The organism is Acinetobacter brisouii (assembly GCF_008993995.1).
Lineage (GTDB): Bacteria > Pseudomonadota > Gammaproteobacteria > Pseudomonadales > Moraxellaceae > Acinetobacter > Acinetobacter brisouii_A.
Genome location: NZ_BKNN01000054.1, coordinates 1 through 18,309 on the forward strand (window position 1 = coordinate 1; position 18,309 = coordinate 18,309).

General features: G+C 41.2%; 16 protein-coding genes, 1 tRNA gene and 1 pseudogene. 6 read left to right on the forward strand and 12 right to left on the reverse strand.

Going from position 1 to position 18,309, the window contains the following annotated elements; genetic code table 11:
* Nucleotides 1-563: lipocalin family protein (locus GBN19_RS11930; RefSeq protein WP_151778298.1), on the reverse strand; the 563-nt coding region annotated here is incomplete at its 3' end.
* 88 nt (nt 564-651) lie between these two features.
* On the reverse strand, nt 652-2,667 hold the full coding sequence (gene uvrB, locus GBN19_RS11935) for an excinuclease ABC subunit UvrB (RefSeq protein WP_151778299.1): 2,016 nt from the start codon (nt 2,665-2,667) through the stop codon (nt 652-654).
* Between the two features lie 131 nt (nt 2,668-2,798).
* On the opposite strand from uvrB, the gene GBN19_RS11940 reads away from it, so the two are divergent.
* The 3 genes from GBN19_RS11940 to GBN19_RS11950 all read left to right on the forward strand — a co-directional run bounded on the left by GBN19_RS11940 (nt 2,799) and on the right by GBN19_RS11950 (nt 6,556).
* Nucleotides 2,799-3,581, forward strand: coding sequence for an A1S_2505 family phage non-structural protein (locus GBN19_RS11940; RefSeq protein WP_151778311.1), 783 nt, complete (start codon nt 2,799-2,801; stop codon nt 3,579-3,581).
* A gap of 45 nt (nt 3,582-3,626) precedes the next feature.
* Nucleotides 3,627-5,057 (forward strand): sensor domain-containing diguanylate cyclase, encoded by a 1,431-nt coding sequence (locus GBN19_RS11945; RefSeq protein WP_151778300.1) that lies wholly within the window; start codon nt 3,627-3,629, stop codon nt 5,055-5,057.
* 110 nt (nt 5,058-5,167) lie between these two features.
* Nucleotides 5,168-6,556 (forward strand): FAD-binding oxidoreductase, encoded by a 1,389-nt coding sequence (locus GBN19_RS11950; protein ID WP_151778301.1) that lies wholly within the window; start codon nt 5,168-5,170, stop codon nt 6,554-6,556.
* Between the two features lie 61 nt (nt 6,557-6,617).
* Here the strand turns inward: GBN19_RS11950 and GBN19_RS15785 are convergent, their stop codons facing one another.
* Nucleotides 6,618-6,782 carry a hypothetical protein gene (locus GBN19_RS15785; RefSeq protein ID WP_171492596.1) on the reverse strand — a complete coding sequence of 55 codons (165 nt, stop codon included), beginning with the start codon at nt 6,780-6,782 and terminating at the stop codon, nt 6,618-6,620.
* Between the two features lie 210 nt (nt 6,783-6,992).
* Between GBN19_RS15785 and GBN19_RS11955 the strand changes: the two genes are divergently transcribed.
* Nucleotides 6,993-8,225 (forward strand): pyridoxal phosphate-dependent aminotransferase, encoded by a 1,233-nt coding sequence (locus GBN19_RS11955; RefSeq protein ID WP_151778302.1) that lies wholly within the window; start codon nt 6,993-6,995, stop codon nt 8,223-8,225.
* A 121-nt stretch (nt 8,226-8,346) separates the two neighbouring features.
* Here GBN19_RS11955 and GBN19_RS11960 read toward each other — a convergent pair whose 3' ends face one another.
* A complete protein-coding gene (locus tag GBN19_RS11960; RefSeq protein ID WP_151778303.1) occupies nt 8,347-8,778 on the reverse strand; it encodes a hypothetical protein in 432 nt (143 codons plus the stop codon).
* Nucleotides 8,779-9,013: 235 nt separating this feature from the next.
* Here GBN19_RS11960 and GBN19_RS11965 point away from each other — a divergent pair.
* A tRNA-Asn gene (locus tag GBN19_RS11965) sits at nt 9,014-9,089 on the forward strand.
* Between the two features lie 135 nt (nt 9,090-9,224).
* Here the strand turns inward: GBN19_RS11965 and GBN19_RS11970 are convergent.
* The 6 genes and pseudogenes from GBN19_RS11970 to GBN19_RS11995 all read right to left on the reverse strand — a co-directional run bounded on the left by GBN19_RS11970 (nt 9,225) and on the right by GBN19_RS11995 (nt 13,305).
* On the reverse strand, nt 9,225-9,458 hold the full coding sequence (locus GBN19_RS11970) for a hypothetical protein (RefSeq protein ID WP_111892278.1): 234 nt from the start codon (nt 9,456-9,458) through the stop codon (nt 9,225-9,227).
* 206 nt (nt 9,459-9,664) lie between these two features.
* The gene (locus GBN19_RS11975; protein WP_151778304.1) at nt 9,665-10,078 is read right to left on the reverse strand and encodes a DUF6691 family protein; all 414 of its coding nucleotides are present in this window, start codon (nt 10,076-10,078) and stop codon (nt 9,665-9,667) included.
* A gap of 1 nt (nt 10,079) precedes the next feature.
* Entirely contained in the window at nt 10,080-10,493 is a 414-nt protein-coding gene (locus GBN19_RS11980) for a YeeE/YedE family protein (protein ID WP_151778305.1), read from the reverse strand.
* Nucleotides 10,494-10,508: 15 nt separating this feature from the next.
* Entirely contained in the window at nt 10,509-11,303 is a 795-nt protein-coding gene (locus tag GBN19_RS11985) for a sulfite exporter TauE/SafE family protein (RefSeq protein ID WP_151778306.1), read from the reverse strand.
* 27 nt (nt 11,304-11,330) lie between these two features.
* Nucleotides 11,331-12,551, reverse strand: a pseudogene (locus tag GBN19_RS11990) (NAD(P)/FAD-dependent oxidoreductase); the annotation flags it as partial.
* A gap of 40 nt (nt 12,552-12,591) precedes the next feature.
* A complete protein-coding gene (locus tag GBN19_RS11995) occupies nt 12,592-13,305 on the reverse strand; it encodes an MBL fold metallo-hydrolase (protein WP_151709122.1) in 714 nt (237 codons plus the stop codon).
* 181 nt (nt 13,306-13,486) lie between these two features.
* On the opposite strand from GBN19_RS11995, the gene GBN19_RS12000 reads away from it, so the two are divergent.
* A complete protein-coding gene (locus GBN19_RS12000) occupies nt 13,487-14,767 on the forward strand; it encodes a sigma-54 interaction domain-containing protein (protein WP_151778308.1) in 1,281 nt (426 codons plus the stop codon).
* A gap of 111 nt (nt 14,768-14,878) precedes the next feature.
* Here the strand turns inward: GBN19_RS12000 and GBN19_RS12005 are convergent, their stop codons facing one another.
* A complete protein-coding gene (locus GBN19_RS12005; protein ID WP_151778309.1) occupies nt 14,879-15,280 on the reverse strand; it encodes a hypothetical protein in 402 nt (133 codons plus the stop codon).
* Nucleotides 15,281-15,343: 63 nt separating this feature from the next.
* Nucleotides 15,344-17,983 (reverse strand): bifunctional aconitate hydratase 2/2-methylisocitrate dehydratase, encoded by a 2,640-nt coding sequence (locus GBN19_RS12010; RefSeq protein WP_151778310.1) that lies wholly within the window; start codon nt 17,981-17,983, stop codon nt 15,344-15,346.
* Nucleotides 17,984-18,309 lie beyond the last annotated feature (326 nt).

Below are 18,309 nucleotides of genomic sequence, written 5' to 3' on the forward strand. Positions count from 1 at the left end.
TGCACGGTGTAAATCAAATCATTGGTTCGATACCCTAAACTTTGTGCATACTTCAAGTATTCTTGTAAAACCTCATCTGATAAATGCGGCTCACGTGACAAAACCCACATATATTTTCGTTTCGGCTCACCAACCAACACCGTTTGGTAATTGGCATCTAGTTTGAGTATCCAATAATCTCCTCGTCCGACTGGCAACCACCGCAAAGATTCAGGTAAAAAACTCACGCGCAGCTTACTATTATGTGGTGCATTGACCACATAGGCTTCGCCTTGAGCTTGCTCTATATGCCCATCTTGATTGACACAACTATTTTCAACACTGACGTTACCATTGACATTTAAGGTATAAACTGCCTGTACATTTTTAACGCATTGCTTTTGAAAATACATCGGCTTACGGGCAATTTCATACCAGACACCGAGATACTTGCCTAAGTCAACTTGTGCAATCGTTGGCATCGGTTTTTGAGCATGGGCAGTTGCCCACACCCCTGCACCAAGAATCACACTCAGCAAGGTCAGTTTTTTAAGCCATGATTTTGTTTTTTGCTTGTTATTCACTTATTACTATCCTCTTGATCCTTATCAAGGATTTATCAAAAACATAACGATTATTTCATGCCTGCACTGTAAGAATTCTGTAAATAACCTACAGAATTAAGTGTGCTTTTAAACGAAGAATTTCATCACGCAACCTTGCAGCCTGTTCAAACTGCAATTCTTTCGAGGCTTTGAGCATTTCTTTTTCCAGTTTTGCTAAATGCTTGGTCAACAATTTCGGATCTGCAATTAAATGCTGCTCATCTGCACTCAAGCTCTGTAGCTGTTGATACTGTTGCTCAGCAGGTTCATCTGCAATGATCTCTCCTGTATCAATTTCCTTAATAATTTGGCGCACTGCGCTGCGTGGGGTAATTCCATGTTGCTGGTTAAATTCAATTTGCTTATTGCGACGGCGATCTGTTTCATCAATGGCTTTTTGCATAGAATCCGTCACGCGGTCAGCATATAAAATTGCTTTGCCTTTGAGATGCCGTGCTGCCCGACCAATGGTTTGAATCAGTGAACGCTCAGAACGTAAAAAACCTTCTTTGTCGGCATCTAAAATTGCAACTAGGGATACTTCTGGCATATCCAGACCTTCACGCAACAGATTAATACCAACCAAAACATCATGCACACCTGTCCGTAGTTCATGGATGATTTTGACCCGTTCAACGGTATCAATATCCGAATGCAAATACGCAACCTTGATGCCATATTCTTTTAAATATGAGGTCAGATCTTCCGCCATACGTTTGGTCAATGTCGTGACTAAAACCCGCTCATTGAGTTGTTTACGGATATTAATTTCTGAGAGGACATCATCGACCTGCGTCAACACGGGTCTGATTTCAATTTCAGGGTCAATCAAACCCGTAGGTCGTACCACCTGTTCAACCACTTGTTCTGAATGCTCAAGTTCATATTGTGCTGGCGTTGCGGTCACAAAAATTGTGGCAGGAACAATGCGTTCCCATTCCTCAAATTTCATCGGTCGGTTATCTAAAGCACTCGGCAAGCGAAAGCCATAATTGACCAAGTTTTCTTTACGCGAACGATCCCCTTTATACATTGCACCGATTTGCGGTACGGTCACATGCGATTCATCGATCAAGAGCAGAGCATCTTCAGGAATATAATCAAATAAAGTCGGTGGCGCTTCTCCAGCAGGACGACCCGACAAATGCCGTGAGTAGTTTTCAATGCCGTTGGTATAGCCCAGTTGCTGCATCATTTCCAGATCATAGCGCGTGCGCTGTTCAATCCGCTGTGCTTCGAGCAATTTGTCATTATTTTTAAAAAATTCGATTTGCTGCTTGAGTTCAGTTTTAATCGTGCCGATTGCGCGCTGTAGATTGTCTTGGGGTGTCACATAATGACTTTTTGGATATATCGTCACGCGTGGGACTTTACGCAGCATTTTTCCTGTTAAAGGATCAAACCAGCGAATTGAATCCACTTCATCATCAAACAATTCGATACGGATGGCTTGCTGATCAGATTCCGCAGGAAAAATATCAATCATCTCACCACGAATGCGATAGGTTCCTCGCACAAACTCCAGTTCGTTACGACTGTACTGCATTTCCACCAGACGGCGGATAATTTCATCGCGATGGATCACATCGCCTTCAACTACATGCAGTAGCATTTGCATATAGGCATTGGGATCGCCCAAACCATAAATTGCCGATACCGAAGCCACAATAATCGCATCACGGCGTTCTAATAAAGCGCGGGTTGCCGACAGACGCATCTGATCAATATGATCATTAATTGCCGCATCTTTTTCGATAAAAGTATCTGAAGATGGCACATAGGCTTCAGGCTGATAGTAATCGTAATAACTGACAAAATACTCAACTGCATTGTTGGGGAAAAATGCTTTAAATTCACCATAAAGCTGAGCTGCAAGAGTTTTATTGTGCGCCATGACAATGGTTGGTCGCTGCAATTGAGCAATGACATTGGCCATGGTGTAGGTTTTCCCTGAGCCCGTCACACCAAGCAATAACTGATGCTTAAGTCCATTTTCAACACCTGTGACCAGTTTTTCAATCGCTTGCGGCTGATCGCCTGCTGGGGAATATTGGGTGACCAAATCAAAAGGCTGATGACTCACTGGCTTCTCTCATTTTTCATTTATTTAGATAAATTGGACTGAACACAGATTATTCAAGTATTTTTTACTTGACCGCTTTACCAATCAACTGCAACATTGCACACAAGATCATGGCAAAAAACACAACGACGATGACTTATCAGTATCATGATGAAAGCATAATTAAGAGCTTACCTGAAGACACGATGTTTGTGTTTGGAAGCAACCTTGCAGGTCAACACAATGACGGCGCTGCACGGATTGCACAATTATTTTTTGGTGCAATGACAGGTGTCGGACGCGGCTGGTCAGGTCAGAGCTTTGCCATTCCAACGCTGAATGAACATTTACAACAAATGCCAATTTCTCAAATTGCGCATTATATTGAAGATTTTAAAATCTATACACAAAACCATCTTAACACCAAATATTTTATTACGGCGCTGGGCTGTGGAATTGCAGGCTATCAGATTTCTGACATTGCTCCACTGTTTCAGGGTATTTCTTGTAATGTGATTTTCCCTGAATCATTCCGTCCTTATGTCGAAAAAAATGCAGCACGTTTATTTCCAAACCTGACCAGTAAATTGCTACATAGCATTTTTAGTCCTGAGGTGATTTTGGCAGAAGACTATACCGAAGCCATTAAACAAACTTCACTGAATAAAGAACAACGCCAAATCGCACTGAAAGTTATAGAACAGAAAATGTATCCAGAAGACCAGTATGGTCGCAGTCGTGAATATGAAATTGAAGATATTCTCAAACAGATTAATGACAAGGTTTTTCAGTTACCTGCCCATTCCGATGAAAGCTATATTTATGGCGGAGTGATTCTTGCCTTGATGGAACTTTACGATTTCAACGAACAAGATTTTATCCGTGTTTGGAATGCTGAAATTGAAATTAAACATCCGATTAAACGCCATCACTAACTCAATCGATTACTACTTTTAGTCCATTTTTGGGGTAGGTTTTATATGCCACATTTTGATTCTTCAATTTTTGATTTAGCACCTATTCCCATGTGGCTTGAAGATTTTAGTGAGGTCAAACTTCAGTTTGATCAGTGGCGTGCCGATGGTGTTGAGGATCTGGTCAGTTTTTTACAGGCAGACATGCAACGTATTGTTGCCTCAACCCACAAAATCAAAATTATCAAAGTCAATCAAAAAACTTTAGAGGTCTTTGAAGCCAAAGATCAAGACCATCTTTGCGAGAATCTTTCTAAAATTTTCAAGGAAGATATGCTTGGCACGCATATTTTTGAACTAGCAGCTTTATGGGAAGGAAAAAACGAATTTTCCAGTACAGGCGTCAATTACACCTTGTCAGGTAAACGACTCGACGTACAACTGCGCGCCTCCGTACTTCCCGGTTTTGAACAGGACCTAGCTCGGGTATTGATCACGACTGAAGACATTACCACCTATCAAGATGCTCAGCGACTCGAAGCCAAAAACCGTATTTTGGCAGAATCCATGTTTAATTATTCACCTGCATCTCTGTGGGTTGAAGATTTCAGTCGAATTAAACGCCGCCTAGACCAAATTCGTCAGTTGGCTATTGAAGATTTCCGCACTTTTTTAGATGTTCACCCTGATTTTGTTCAACAGTGTACCGAAGACATTATCCTGCTCGATGTCAACCAAGCCACGTTGACTCTATTTAAAGCACCCGATAAACCAACTTTATTTAAAAATCTCAATAAAGTGTTTATGCAGGAAATGCACAATACCTTTCGCGAGCAACTGATTGAACTTTGGAAAGGTAACATTCACCATCAGCATGAAGCTGTGAATTACGCGCTTGATGGTTCTATCCGTAATGTTTTACTGCAATTTACGGTTTTTCCTGGTTATGAGCATGATTGGGGCATGGTTCAAGTTGCATTAACCGACATTACCGCACGTAAAAAAGCCGAAAATTATCTGGAATATCTCGGTAAACATGATGTCCTGACCAAGCTGTACAATCGCTCATTTTATACTGAAGAAATTAACCGCTTAGAGCGTAGTTTTATTCGACCTGTTTCTTGTATCTTCCTCGATATGAATGGCTTAAAACAAACCAATGATGAATTGGGTCATGACATTGGTGATGGTTTGTTGCGCCGTGTTGGAGCTGTACTGAACCAAGTGATTTTAAATACGCCTTATACAGCTTCTCGTGTCGGTGGAGATGAGTTTGTGATTCTGATGTCATCTGCTGATGAAGTCGCAACGCTATCCGTTCTGCAAACCATTCAAGAACTGTTTAATATCGACAACCAGTATTATTCGAGTCAGCCAATTAGTATTTCAATTGGACATGCAACAAGCCAACCTAATGAAAGCATTGAAGCTTTATTAAAACGTGCAGATAACGACATGTATATCAAAAAGAAAAATCACTATGCCGCTCTGAATTGAGCCATTCAGCCAGCAAAGTTGCTGACTTTTTTGTGGCAAAAACTGCCCATATGAATGACTTAGGATTACACTATCGGCATTGTCTTTATCATCATAAAAAAGGAAAGCAAATGAGCATCCAACAGCAAGTGGTTGAGCGTTGTCGAGTATTTTTGACTGAGCAGCAAATTGCCATAGGCGAAGCCATCAACATTCGCCACTATACCGACTGGAGCAACTACAAGCGCATTCAACCTTATGCCGTGCTCTTTCCAAAAAATACCGAACAAGTCAGTCAAATTCTTTCAATTTGCAATGAACTCAAACAAGCTGTTGTTCCTCAAGGTGGCATGACAGGCGTTGCGGGTGCAGGTATTGCCAATACCGATGAAATCGTGATTGCACTTGATAAAATGAATAAAATTGAAGAAATTGATCAATATTCATCAACCATGACTGTGCAAGCGGGCATTACGCTCGAAGAAGTACAAAATGCCGCAAAACAAGCCGAGTTGTTTTTTCCTGTCGATGTGGGTGGACGAGGTTCTTGCCAAATTGGTGGAAATATTGCGACGAATGCGGGCGGACTTTCGGTGATTCGTTATGGCATGATGCGAGAGCATGTACTGGGCATGGAAGTGGTTCTTGCCGATGGGCGCGTGCTGAATCTGATGAATAAAATGATCAAGAACAATGCCGCTTACGACTTAAAACAAAATTTTATTGGTTCTGAAGGCACTTTGGGAATCGTCACTCGTGCAGTTCTCAAATTATCTCCACCACCCAGTGCATTAACGACTTGTTTATGTGCCTTCCCTGATTTTTTATCTGCCGTTCATTTACTTCGTCGCATACAAAAGAATTTAACCACACCGAATGCTTTTGAGGTGATGTGGGATCAATACTATCAACTCAGTCTGTCATGGATGCAAAACAGCCAGAACCCACTGAGTCAGGCTTATCCTGTCTATGCGGTATTTGATGTCGAAGCGCCTGCTGAGGATTTAGAAAATTTGTTGGCTGAAATGTTTGAAACAGGTGAAGCTTTAGATGCTGTGATTGCACAAAATCAGACACAAGCACAGCAACTCTGGCTGATTCGTGAAACAGTTCCTGCTGAAATTTCCAGCACAGGTCGTCCCCTATGTTTTGATGTGAGCTTACCGATTGGCGAATTGGGTGAATTTAAAGAAGTCTGTCAGGCACGTTTAGACCAACATTTTCCAAATCTAGTGAGTCTGTTCTTCGGGCATATTGGTGACAGCAATATGCACATTATTTTTGACTTAAAAGATTTGTCAGAAGATCAGCTTGAATCTGTCATTCACGCAATTGATGAAATCGTCTACGGTGTAGTTCGCGAGTTTAAAGGTTGTATTTCTGCAGAACATGGTATTGGTTTACTGAAACGTGATTATTTGCATTATTCAGTCGATGCAAATGCGCTCGACATGATGCAACAACTCAAACAACTGTTTGATCCCAATATGATTTTAAATCCACATAAAATTTTTAAATAAAACCCAAGAGATAAAAAAGCACGTCAAATAACGTGCTTTTTTATATTGAATATGGGGAAAATTAACGTTTACCCATAGAACGGCGCGTACCACGTGGTGGTGGCCAAGTTTTATCAGCATAAGACTGAGGTTTTGGTCGAACACTATTGTGTGCCATATCACCCTCTTTCTCCTGCTGTGTTGGCAGTGGAAAAGGCAATTGGACTTGCGGTTTATTTTGACTCATACAACAAACAAAACTCGAAATTTTCCTTATTTTAAGCTTTTTTGTGCACCTTGACGAGTCCATATTTCACAATCACCAGCAATGACTTGCATAATTTAAATTTCCTATGATTTTTTCTCATTTTGGACAATTTGTACCTAGCATGTTCGATTTTTTACGTTAAGATAGGATGCTTTTATTTTTTAATCCCACTAAAGAAGGAATATCGCAGTGGACGTACGTCTGTCAGATCGTGTAAACGCTATCAAACCGTCTCCTACGCTTGCCGTAACAAATAAAGCTGCTGAATTAAAAGCTGCTGGTAAGAACGTGATTGGTTTGGGTGCAGGTGAACCTGATTTCGATACCCCGCAACACATCAAAGATGCAGCTATTCAAGCGATTAACAATGGCTTTACAAAATACACTGCTGTTGATGGTACGCCAGGCTTAAAAAAAGCAATTATTGCTAAGCTTAAACGCGACAACAACCTTGACTACCAAGCAAACCAAATTTTGGTTTCTTGTGGTGGTAAACAATCATTCTTTAACTTGGCACTTGCTTTGTTAAACAAAGGTGATGAAGTGATTATTCCTGCACCGTTCTGGGTAAGCTATCCAGACATGGTGATTATCGCTGAAGGTACACCTGTGATTGTGAAATGTGGTGAAGAACAACGTTTCAAAATTACCCCTGAACAATTAGAAGCTGCGATCACTGAAAATACACGTTTAGTGGTATTGAACAGCCCTTCTAACCCAACAGGCATGATCTACACCAAAGCTGAGCTTGAAGCTTTAGCTGAAGTATTACGTCGTCACCCACAAGTATTTGTTGCATCTGACGACATGTACGAACCAATCCGTTGGGATGACGAATTCTATAACATCGCAACAATTGCTCCAGACCTTTATGACCGCGTTATCGTATTGAACGGTGTGTCTAAAGCGTATGCAATGACTGGCTGGCGTATCGGCTATGCAGCGGGTCCTGCAAAAATCATCGGCGCGATGAAAAAAATCCAATCTCAATCAACTTCAAACCCAACTTCAATTTCGCAAGTTGCTGCTGAAGCTGCATTGAACGGTCCTCAAGACGTTCTTGAACCAATGATTGAAGCATTCAAACGTCGTCATGACTTAGTGGTTAACGGCTTAAATGCAATCAACGGTATTTCTTGCCTACCTGCTGACGGTGCATTCTATGCTTATGCCAACATCCGCCCATTGATTCGTGCGAAAGGTTTAAAATCTTGCACAGAATTCTCTGAATGGTTATTGGAAGAAACGGGTGTTGCCGTTGTTCCAGGTGATGCTTTCGGTCTTGGCGGTTTCATGCGTATCTCTTACGCGACTGCTGACGAAGTGCTTGTTGATGCACTTGCACGTATCAAAAAAGCAGCTGATTCAATTGAAGGCGTAGACGCTGCAATTGCTTCAATCGAAGCTGAGAAAAATGCGTAATCCTTTCCGCTGATACAAAAAACCCATCCGTTCGCTGATGGGTTTTTTTTATGATTTCGATATTTAAAAAATATTGATCAACTCATAACTTTCAAAAAAGTGAAAAAATAAAATAATTTTCTTAAGCAGCACGATGTTTTGGGCGCTCTAAAGCAATAAAATTAAAGTAATAAGGCAATACACGATCTAAATAGATTTCTCGAACTTGCGCATCATGCTGTGACCAAGCCAACGCTTTCGCATGTTTACCAACACCCTGCCCCTGAATCGCAAAGATAAAAATATCATTACCTTTCTGACCTTGCTGAACAGGTTGCCAAAAATTGGCTTCACCTTGTTGTAACTGTTGTTCTTGATGTTCTGTCCATTTGTCACCCAACCATAATTGTAGCAAATCACCTAAATAGACTTTTTGTTCGCTCAAAATGGCAAAGTGAATACAGGCATCTGTGACAGGCTGATAATAACTTTGAGGATTTTTTAAAATCGAAAGATAGTTTTCTGTGTAAAATTGGAAGTTTGCAAAGATATCTTGAATGCGAAGAATTGGCATATTACGCCTCCGATTTAGCCATTTGTGTGCTGGCAAGTTGGGGTTAAATCCACACTGTTTAAAATTTTAAAAAACTTTAAACGACCTATTTGTTTTTTAATTTAGCAAAAAAGTTCAGAAAAAAATAACTTTTTTAGATAACACTCGACCATTTGTTCAAATATAAAACATCTGTAAATTCTTCTATGATTTTCACTTGACCCTGATCAAAATCACATTATAATCGCCTGAAGATTCTCCAATAGCTCAGTCGGTAGAGCGACGGACTGTTAATCCGCAGGTCCCTGGTTCGAGCCCAGGTTGGAGAGCCAAAATTCAAAAAAAGCCCGCAGCACAAAAGCGGGCTTTTTTATGTCTATGATTTAAGAAAAATGCTAATTAACATTAATCTCTATCAGAAAACGACAGCAAAGACCTGTTCTTGCTGTCATTTTTTATATCAGGCATTAACACAGTACTTCGACTTTATGGAATTGCTTTAACTGAAGTAAAGCAATAAATGGATTTTCAGATTGGCACAACTGATTCAAATGCTCGTGAAACTGGTTAGATAATGCAGCATTACACTGAATCACCCAGCCTTTTACCGAAGCCGTATCATTATTTTGCATATACAGCTCACAGGTACGCGGATCGGTCAGGCGAATATTTGTTATTTTAAACATGCTCTGTTCAGTCATGGCGTGTACTCCTTTGCGGGTTGTATGATTTAAAATGCAAGGGATATGCCAAAACTCTAACTCATTATTTTATCTCACTTTATATTGAATAAATTCAAAATATTCTTTATGGGAATATTTTTTGCATTATTATTGCGCATTTTATGCACAATATAAACCCAATCGGCTTCCTCAGATGAGCATCCTTGCTATCTGAATAGAGTCCTTTATTTTTGAGTTAACTTATAAGCAAACATACCGAGCAACATCGGAACAATAAAATACAATGCGTCCCAATGTCCTAGCCCAAGTAAAGTTAAAGCAGGCGCAGGACAAATCCCTGACAAGCCCCAACCGATACCAAATAAAATTGAACCCACAATTAAACGTGAGTCAATCAGCTTACTTTTGGGTAAATCAATCGGTTCATGAAAAAAGGTTTGTGGATGCTCTTGCTTCATGGCTCGTTGAAACGGATAGAACGACACCAAAACGGCTCCACCCATCACAAACATCAAGCGTGGACTCCAGTCGCCAAACACATCAAAAAATGACTGAACCACCGCAGGGTTCGACATGCCTGATAACATGAGACCTAGTGCAAATATGCCACCACAAATAAATGCAATTAGATTTTTCATGTTAGCCACCCAAAATATAACGTGTCACTAAGACCGTTAAAAATGCACACGCCATAAAACAACCCACCGCAACAAATGAACGAGGAGATAATCGGCTTAATCCACAGATCCCATGCCCACTGGTACAACCCGAACCCAAACGTGTTCCTACACCGACCAATAAACCACTCACGATGAGTACCCAAGGCGATGCTTTAATCTGCACAGGCAAGTCCATAAACTGATGGTAAATAAATGGCATACCCACCAAGCCCAATAAAAACCAGAATGCAGGTGTACTGAACCAGTTTTTAGGGGTAAGCATCTGTGCAATCAGTCCACTGACACCTGCAATGCGCCCAGTACTATACAAATAGGTAATCGTTGCGATGCCGAGTAATATTCCACCCACAAAGGCCAAAGCGTATTCATGCATGATGTGAGACTCCTCTTATAAGGCAAAAATAGCTTTCAGTGATTTAATGAACATCAATGATGCAACCAGTATGACGGTCATTGCAAAAATGCGCTGCACATAATGCGTTGAAATCCGAGCGACTACGAGTCGCCCTATCAACAAACCCAATATGCAGGCTCCTGCAAATTCTATAGTGACCGTAGTCGGGTAAACAAAACCCTCCATCATATGCAAACCAATGCTCAAGCCACCCACCAAGAATATGATCATCAGAGAGGTAGCCACAATGCTATGCAAATCGAGGTTCGTAGTTTTTTTTAGTGCAGGAACAATCACAAAACCACCACCAACGCCAAGTAATCCTGTCAAAAAACCCGCCAAAATTCCGATACCCCCTAAAATTAGAGCAGTGGGAATATCCCACTGAAGTTTCCCTGTGTATGGATTAATTCGACAAGGTGGATTATGAAAATCTTCATGTGGATGGCTAAATAACCGATATGCAACCACAAACATCACCAAGGCAAATAACAGCGTGAGCCACATCGGTGAAGTATGTGCACTGGCCCAAATCCCCAAGTGTGAAGCAGGAATCCCAATCAAGGCAATCCAAAGCGCCGCACGGTAACGCACAATCTTTTTAAATAAACCTTGCAAGGTGCCAATAAATGCCGAAAAGGTCACAGCCAAGAGTCCAACGGGTGCAGCTTGTGCCACTGTCCACCCCTGAGATGCCATCAGTGCAGGTACAGCCAAAATGCCACCACCTGCCCCAGTCAGCCCCAATAGACCACCAATGGCAAGACCTTCAACAACCAGTATCCACATGACGATTTTCTCTCATGATGCCGTGAGTTAGGCTGCATGACGTTTTGGCTTCACCAACCATTCACGTCCTTTGAGCATTCCTTTCCAGTAAATTTCTGGCAACATACGTGCTTTTAAGAACCACGCCAATTTGGTCGGTTTTTCGCCATCACACAGCCAACGTGGGAATGAAGGTAGCAATTTTCCGCCATAACCAAACTCTGCAAGCACAATTTTTCCACGTTCAACCGTTAGTGGGCATGAGCCATAGCCATCGTAGTGACAGAAATCATTGCGACCTTTGAGATGCGTTAAAACATTGACAGCAACGATTGGTGCTTGCTTACGTGCCGCAGCAGCCGTTTTGGCATTACTGGCATTAATCACATCACCCAAAGCAAAGACATTGGCATAACGCGGATGTTGTAAGGTTTCAGGATTTACCTCAAACCATCCTGCCGCATCAGCAAACGCACTTTGACGAATGAAATCAGGTGCATGCTGTGGTGGAACCACGTGCAGCATATCGAACTGGGTTGAAACCTGTTTGGTTTCCCCATCTTTCTTGACTTCAAACCATGCCGTTTTGCTTGCACCATCCACTTTAACCAGTTTGTGCTCAAAGTTAAGATGCGCTTGATAACGTTGCATATACTCCATCAATGCTGGCACATACGCTTTCACGCCAAATAAAACTGCACCTGCATTGTAAAAACTGACCTCAATATTATTCAGCACATTGTTTTTCAACCAGTAATCTGATGACAAGTACAAGGCTTTTTGCGGTGCTCCTGCGCACTTAATCGGCATTGGTGGCTGAGTAAATACAGCTTTACCTTGCTTCAACTGTTGTACCAGTTGCCATGTATATGGAGCCAAATCCAGACGGTAATTGGAAGTTACGCCATTTTTCCCAAGGGTTTCGCTAAGTCCCTCAATGGCATCCCAATTCAATACCAATCCTGGACAAACAATCAGCGATTTATATTCAACCTGCTGACCATTTTTTAGCGTTAACTGGCTATGGTCAGGGTCAAAACTGCTCACCGCTTGCTGAATCCAGTTCGCACCGACAGGAATCACATCTGCCATAGCGCGACCTGTGGATTCGACTTTAAAGATACCGCCACCGACCATTGTCCAGCCAGGTTGGTAATAATGCATATCCGCAGGGTCAATAATCGCCAAATCCAGATAAGGTGAACGTGCCAGTAAACTTGATGCTGCGGCAATCCCTGCCGATCCCCCACCAACGATCACAACATCATGTTTAAAAATATGGGCAGTATTTAACTCAAAGCTATTCATCTTAATTTCCTGAGTTTTGGCAATCACTAGATACTGTTCCACAGGCTTTATTGGCAGGAAGTGCAATATCAATTTTTGCTGGATACGGCAAATCCAAATTTTTCATCAGTTCAATAAAATTTTCACGGGTTTGATTGTTGCCCAAACGTGCATTAGATTCACGTTCGTGTCCAATCGTTGATTGGGTACGCCCTTTATAGTCATGCCCAGGGTAAACAATGGTTTCATCAGGCAAAGTAAATAATTGATGATGAATGCTGTCATATAAAGTCCCCGCATTCCCCTCTTGGAAGTCTGTACGTCCACAGCCATCAATCAAAAGTGCATCCCCCGTAAATACCATGTTATCAATCACATAACTGGTACATGCATTGGTATGTCCAGGTGTATAGCGGGCTTCAACTTCAATTTCTCCGATACGCAATAGACAACCATCGGTCACTAAAATATCACCACATGGCACACCTGAATTACGATGCAAGACTGCTTTAGAACCTGCACGTTCTTTTAGAAGTTTTGCACCTGTGACATGGTCTGCATGAACGTGAGTATCCAAGCTGTACACAAGGCTCAAATCATGCTGTTCAAGCAAATCCATGTAGACATCAATTTCTGAAGCTACAGGGTCAATTAAAATGGCTTGTTTGGTGTGTTCACATGCCAATAAATAGGTATAAGTCGAACTTTCAGATTCAAAGAGTTGCTTAAAAAACATGATGTTATTCCCATTAATTGTGCTGGGTTAGATGACGCAAATTTAATGCCAACTTTGCAATAAAAATAATATTATTAAATTTCAATATATTAAATAAAATTACACTTTGGTTTAAAGTATTTGGTGTTTCATTTGAATTTTATTAAAATAAATTGAAACATTATTTGAAACATTCAAACTTATGAATCGTCTAGTTTTTGACTCTCTTCCAGCTGCACATCTCTTCCTGCAACAGCTCCAAAAATTATTCCATCATGCTCGTCTGTTTGTACTCGACTCACAGCAGCAAGTTTTTTGGCAAAGCCCAGATCAACAGGATTTACATCAACAAGCCTTATTTAACTATTTACAGCAATCGCCTTGTGAAGATCAAAATCAAGAAAGTTATCTTGATCAGTTAAATAGTTTTTATCTAAAACATCCCATTGAAATTTCAGGGCAAGTTTTCAGTTTAAATCTATTTCAGCCATGTCCAAGTATTCGTAGTCCAGACACATCCACACCACGACAGCCATCACAGGCTGAACTGGCGCTTGCCGAGCGATTTAACAGTCAAACACCACAAATGTTTGCCATGTTCTCGATTATTCAACGCGTAGCATCTACCCAGTTTCCTGTTTTGGTTCGTGGTGAATCTGGGAGTGGGAAAGAGTTAGTTGCGCAAGCGATTCATGACTATAGTGAGCGCCGAAACCGTCCGTTTATTGCGGTGAACTGTGCCAGCTTAAATGCCAATATTTTGGAAAGTGAACTTTTTGGGCATGTTAAAGGCGCATTTACTGGGGCAATCCGCGACCATAAAGGGGTTTTTGAACGTGCCGCAGGCGGCACACTGTTTCTCGATGAAGTCGCAGAAATTCCACTGGAGTTACAAGCCAAGTTACTGCGTGTACTGGAAACAGGTGAATATACGCAATTGGGTGGTGAAAAAACCTTAAAAAGTGATGTCCGAATTATTGCAGCAACGCATCGTGCCTTACGTGAAGAAGCGCGTTTGGGGCGTTTCCGTCAGGATTTGCTGTATCGCTTACGTGTGATTCCAATTTTTGTACCACCACTTCGCGAACGTAAAACCGATATTCCTCTGATTATTAAAAAAATCTTGCAAGATAACAGTCTACTTCAAGGACAATCCGCTCCAGTTTTGACCCATCGAGCCATGCAAGTGATGTTGCAATACGACTGGCCGGGGAATATTCGTGAACTGAAAAACACCTTGCTTTATGCCCTGACCATGTCTCAAGGTCGAAATTATATTGATGTTCATGATTTGCCCTATGAAATCTCAAATATTGAACATGGGGATGCACTGATCACAGAGTCACTTTCAAGCAAAAATATCAGCAAAGAATTATTGGCACATTTGCTTGAGCAATATAGCAAGGACTTACAAAAGGTTGCTGATGAATTAAATATTAGCCGTACTACGTTATGGCGTTATCGAAAGAAATGGGATATTTAAGTATGAATGCTGCATGATTTATGCTTTAATACGCACAGTATGAGATGAGCCTTATATGAGTATAGAAATATCTATACGACTAGCCCTGCGAAAGCAGGGCTTTTTTGTTACTTATTTTTTTAGTTGTATTACTTCCAAAACTTTATCAGTATTATCATAAGTAACTTGATAAGCTAAATTGTTACCATCAAAAACGGATTCTGTAGGTGTTGCAATAACTTCCCACAAACCTAATGTTGCTATGTCAGCAGCGCCATGAAAAATGGTTCGTGAAACTTTAGCTCCTTTACTATAGCCTTGTTTAAATGCATAAACATCAATTCGTTTACCATCTCTTAATTCAGAACTAAGAGGCGGGCCAAATTCAGCGAGAATACGTGATCGTGGCATTCCATAGGCCAACAAACTAACATCTTTTTTATCCGGTTGTTTTGCAGCCATAACAACTGCACAACCTGTAAATAAGGTTGGACTTACCAACGTCAAAATAGCGACTAAAATTATTCTTTTCATAAAAATACCCCCACTAATTAAGTGAGGGTATTTTATAGAAATTTTACTAAAAATAGTAGATGATTAAGTCAACTGAGCAGCAGCAATTTTCTTAGTATCTACTTTATCAGCAGCATTTGTATATTCGCCCATTTGGTCGAAATTCAAATATTTGTAGATGTCAGCAGACATACTGTCAATTTGAGCTGCATATTGTTGGTATTCTTCTGGAGTTGGTAATTTACCAAGTACAGCAGCAACAGATGCAAGCTCAGCAGACGCTAAGTAAACGTTAGAACCTTGGCCTAAACGGTTAGGGAAGTTACGTGTAGAAGTCGAAACAACAGTTGTGTTCGGCGCAACACGTGCTTGGTTACCCATACATAATGAACAACCAGGCATTTCTGTACGCGCACCAGCACGGCCATAAGTGTTATAGAAGCCTTCTTCCATTAACTGATGTTCGTCCATACGTGTTGGTGGAGCCAACCATAAACGAGTTGTTAATGAACCGCTTGGTACTTTCTCAAGTAACTGACCAGCAGCACGGAAGTGACCAATGTTAGTCATACAAGAACCGATGAATACTTCATCAATTTTGTCGCCTTGAACGTCAGAAAGAAGTTTCGCATCATCTGGATCGTTCGGGCAGCAAAGGATAGGTTCTTTGATTTCTGACAAGTCAATTTCATACACTTTAGTGTATTCAGCATCAGCATCAGCTTTAAGTAAGCTTGGGTTTGCTAACCATTTTTCCATGTTTTCAACACGGCGAGCCATCGTACGTGCATCACCATAACCTTGTGAAATCATCCACTTAAGCATTGTGATGTTAGAGCGTAAGTACTCAGCAACTTTCTCTTCTGAAAGTGTGATTGCACAACCAGCAGCTGAACGTTCAGCAGAAGCATCAGAAAGTTCGAATGCTTGCTCAACTGTTAAGTCAGTTTCCATTTCTGTTAAGTCGATTTCTAAGATACGACCAGAGAAGATGTTTTTCTTACCTTTTTTCTCAACAGTAAGATCGCCTTCTTTGATTGCATAGTAAGGAATCGCATGTACAAGGTCACGTAAAGTGATACCAGGCTGCATTTTACCTTTGAACTTAACAAGAACTGATTCAGGCATATCAAGTGGCATTACACCAGTTGCAGCAGCGAAAGCTACAAGACCAGAACCTGCTGGGAATGAAATACCAATTGGGAAACGAGTATGTGAGTCACCACCAGTACCAACGGTATCTGGAAGAAGCATACGGTTTAACCAAGAGTGGATAATACCGTCACCTGGACGTAAAGATACACCACCACGGTTCATGATGAAGTCTGGAAGTGTATGTTGCATTTGTACGTCAACTGGCTTTGGATAAGCAGCAGTGTGACAGAAAGACTGCATGACTAAGTCAGCAGAGAAGCCCAAGCAAGCTAAGTCTTTTAACTCATCACGAGTCATAGGACCAGTTGTATCTTGAGAACCAACTGTAGTCATTTTAGGTTCACAGTAAGTACCTGGACGGATACCTTGGCCTTCTGGAAGACCACATGCGCGACCAACCATCTTCTGAGCTAAAGTGAAACCTTTGCCAGTGTCAGCTGGTTGTACTGGAGTACGGAATAATGTAGATGGAGCTAAACCTAAAGCTTCACGCGCTTTAGCAGTTAAGCCACGACCAATGATCAAGTTAATACGACCACCAGCACGTACTTCATCTAAAAGTACTGGAGTTTTAAGTTCAGACTCAGCGATTTGTTCGCCATTTTTGAACGCAGTTACTTTTGCAGCAGCATGATCGATTTTAAGAGTAACTTCGTCACCCATGTTCATGTTAGAAACATCGATCTCTACTGGTAATGCACCAGCATCTTCCATTGTGTTAAAGAAGATCGGAGCAATTTTACCGCCTAAACACACACCACCGTCTTTTTTGTTTGGAATGTGAGCGATTTCATCACCAAAGAACCAAAGCACAGAGTTTGTTGCAGATTTACGAGATGAACCTGTACCAACAACGTCACCTACATAAGCAACTTGGTTGCCTTTAGCAATGAGTTCTTTAATTTGGCTTAATGGACCAACTTCACCTGGTTTTTCAGGGTTAATGCCATCACGTTCGTTTTTAAGCATTGCATTTGCATGCAATGGGATGTCTGGACGGCTCCATGCGTCTTGAGCTGGAGACAAGTCATCAGTGTTTGTTTCACCTGTTACTTTGAACACAGTGATTTTGATTTCTTCTGGTACATCTTTACGACTAGTGAACCATTCAGCATCAGCCCAAGATTGTAAAACAGCTTTTGCATTTGCATTGCCCGCTTTCGCTTTGTCAGCAACGTCATGGAATGCATCAAATACAAGTAATGTTTTTTTCAAAGCTTCAGCAGCCAAGCTACCTAATTCAGCATCATCCAGAAGCTCAACTAAAGGCGCTACGTTATAACCACCAAGCATCGTACCTAGTAAATAAACTGCACGTTCTTTAGAAACTAGCGGAGATGTCGCTTCGCCTTTTGCAATCGCTGCCAAGAAAGCCGCTTTTACATAAGCTGCTTGGTCAACACCTGCTGGAACGCGATTTTCAAGCAAGTCAACTAGAAACGCTTCTTCACCTGCTGGCGGATTTTTTAATAATTCAACTAATGCAGCAGTTTGAGCGTCATCAAGTGGCTTCGGTGGGACTCCGAGTGCGGCACGTTCTTCAACGTGTTGGCGGTAAGCTTCTAGCACGGTGTTATTCCTCTTTTCTAAAAAATTACTTATGAATTCCAGCTTTTCCTAAAGCTTCATAAGTAATATGGACAGCAAAATTCTACTAAACTTCCTGTAAAAAGTTAATGCAGACAGCCTATTAGTTTTTAATGGTCATTATTTTCTGACGAAATAGTACAGTCAAAAAAACCTAAATGGCAAATTTCCTGCTTAACGCTGAACCGTACCGGGTTTGTCGGAGAGTCAATATTCTGAGAGACTACCCCGATGACAAAATTAAAATATACCCCTGAAATCAGAGAAAGAGCGGTTCAATTATTGATTGAATCTGAAAAAGATTATCC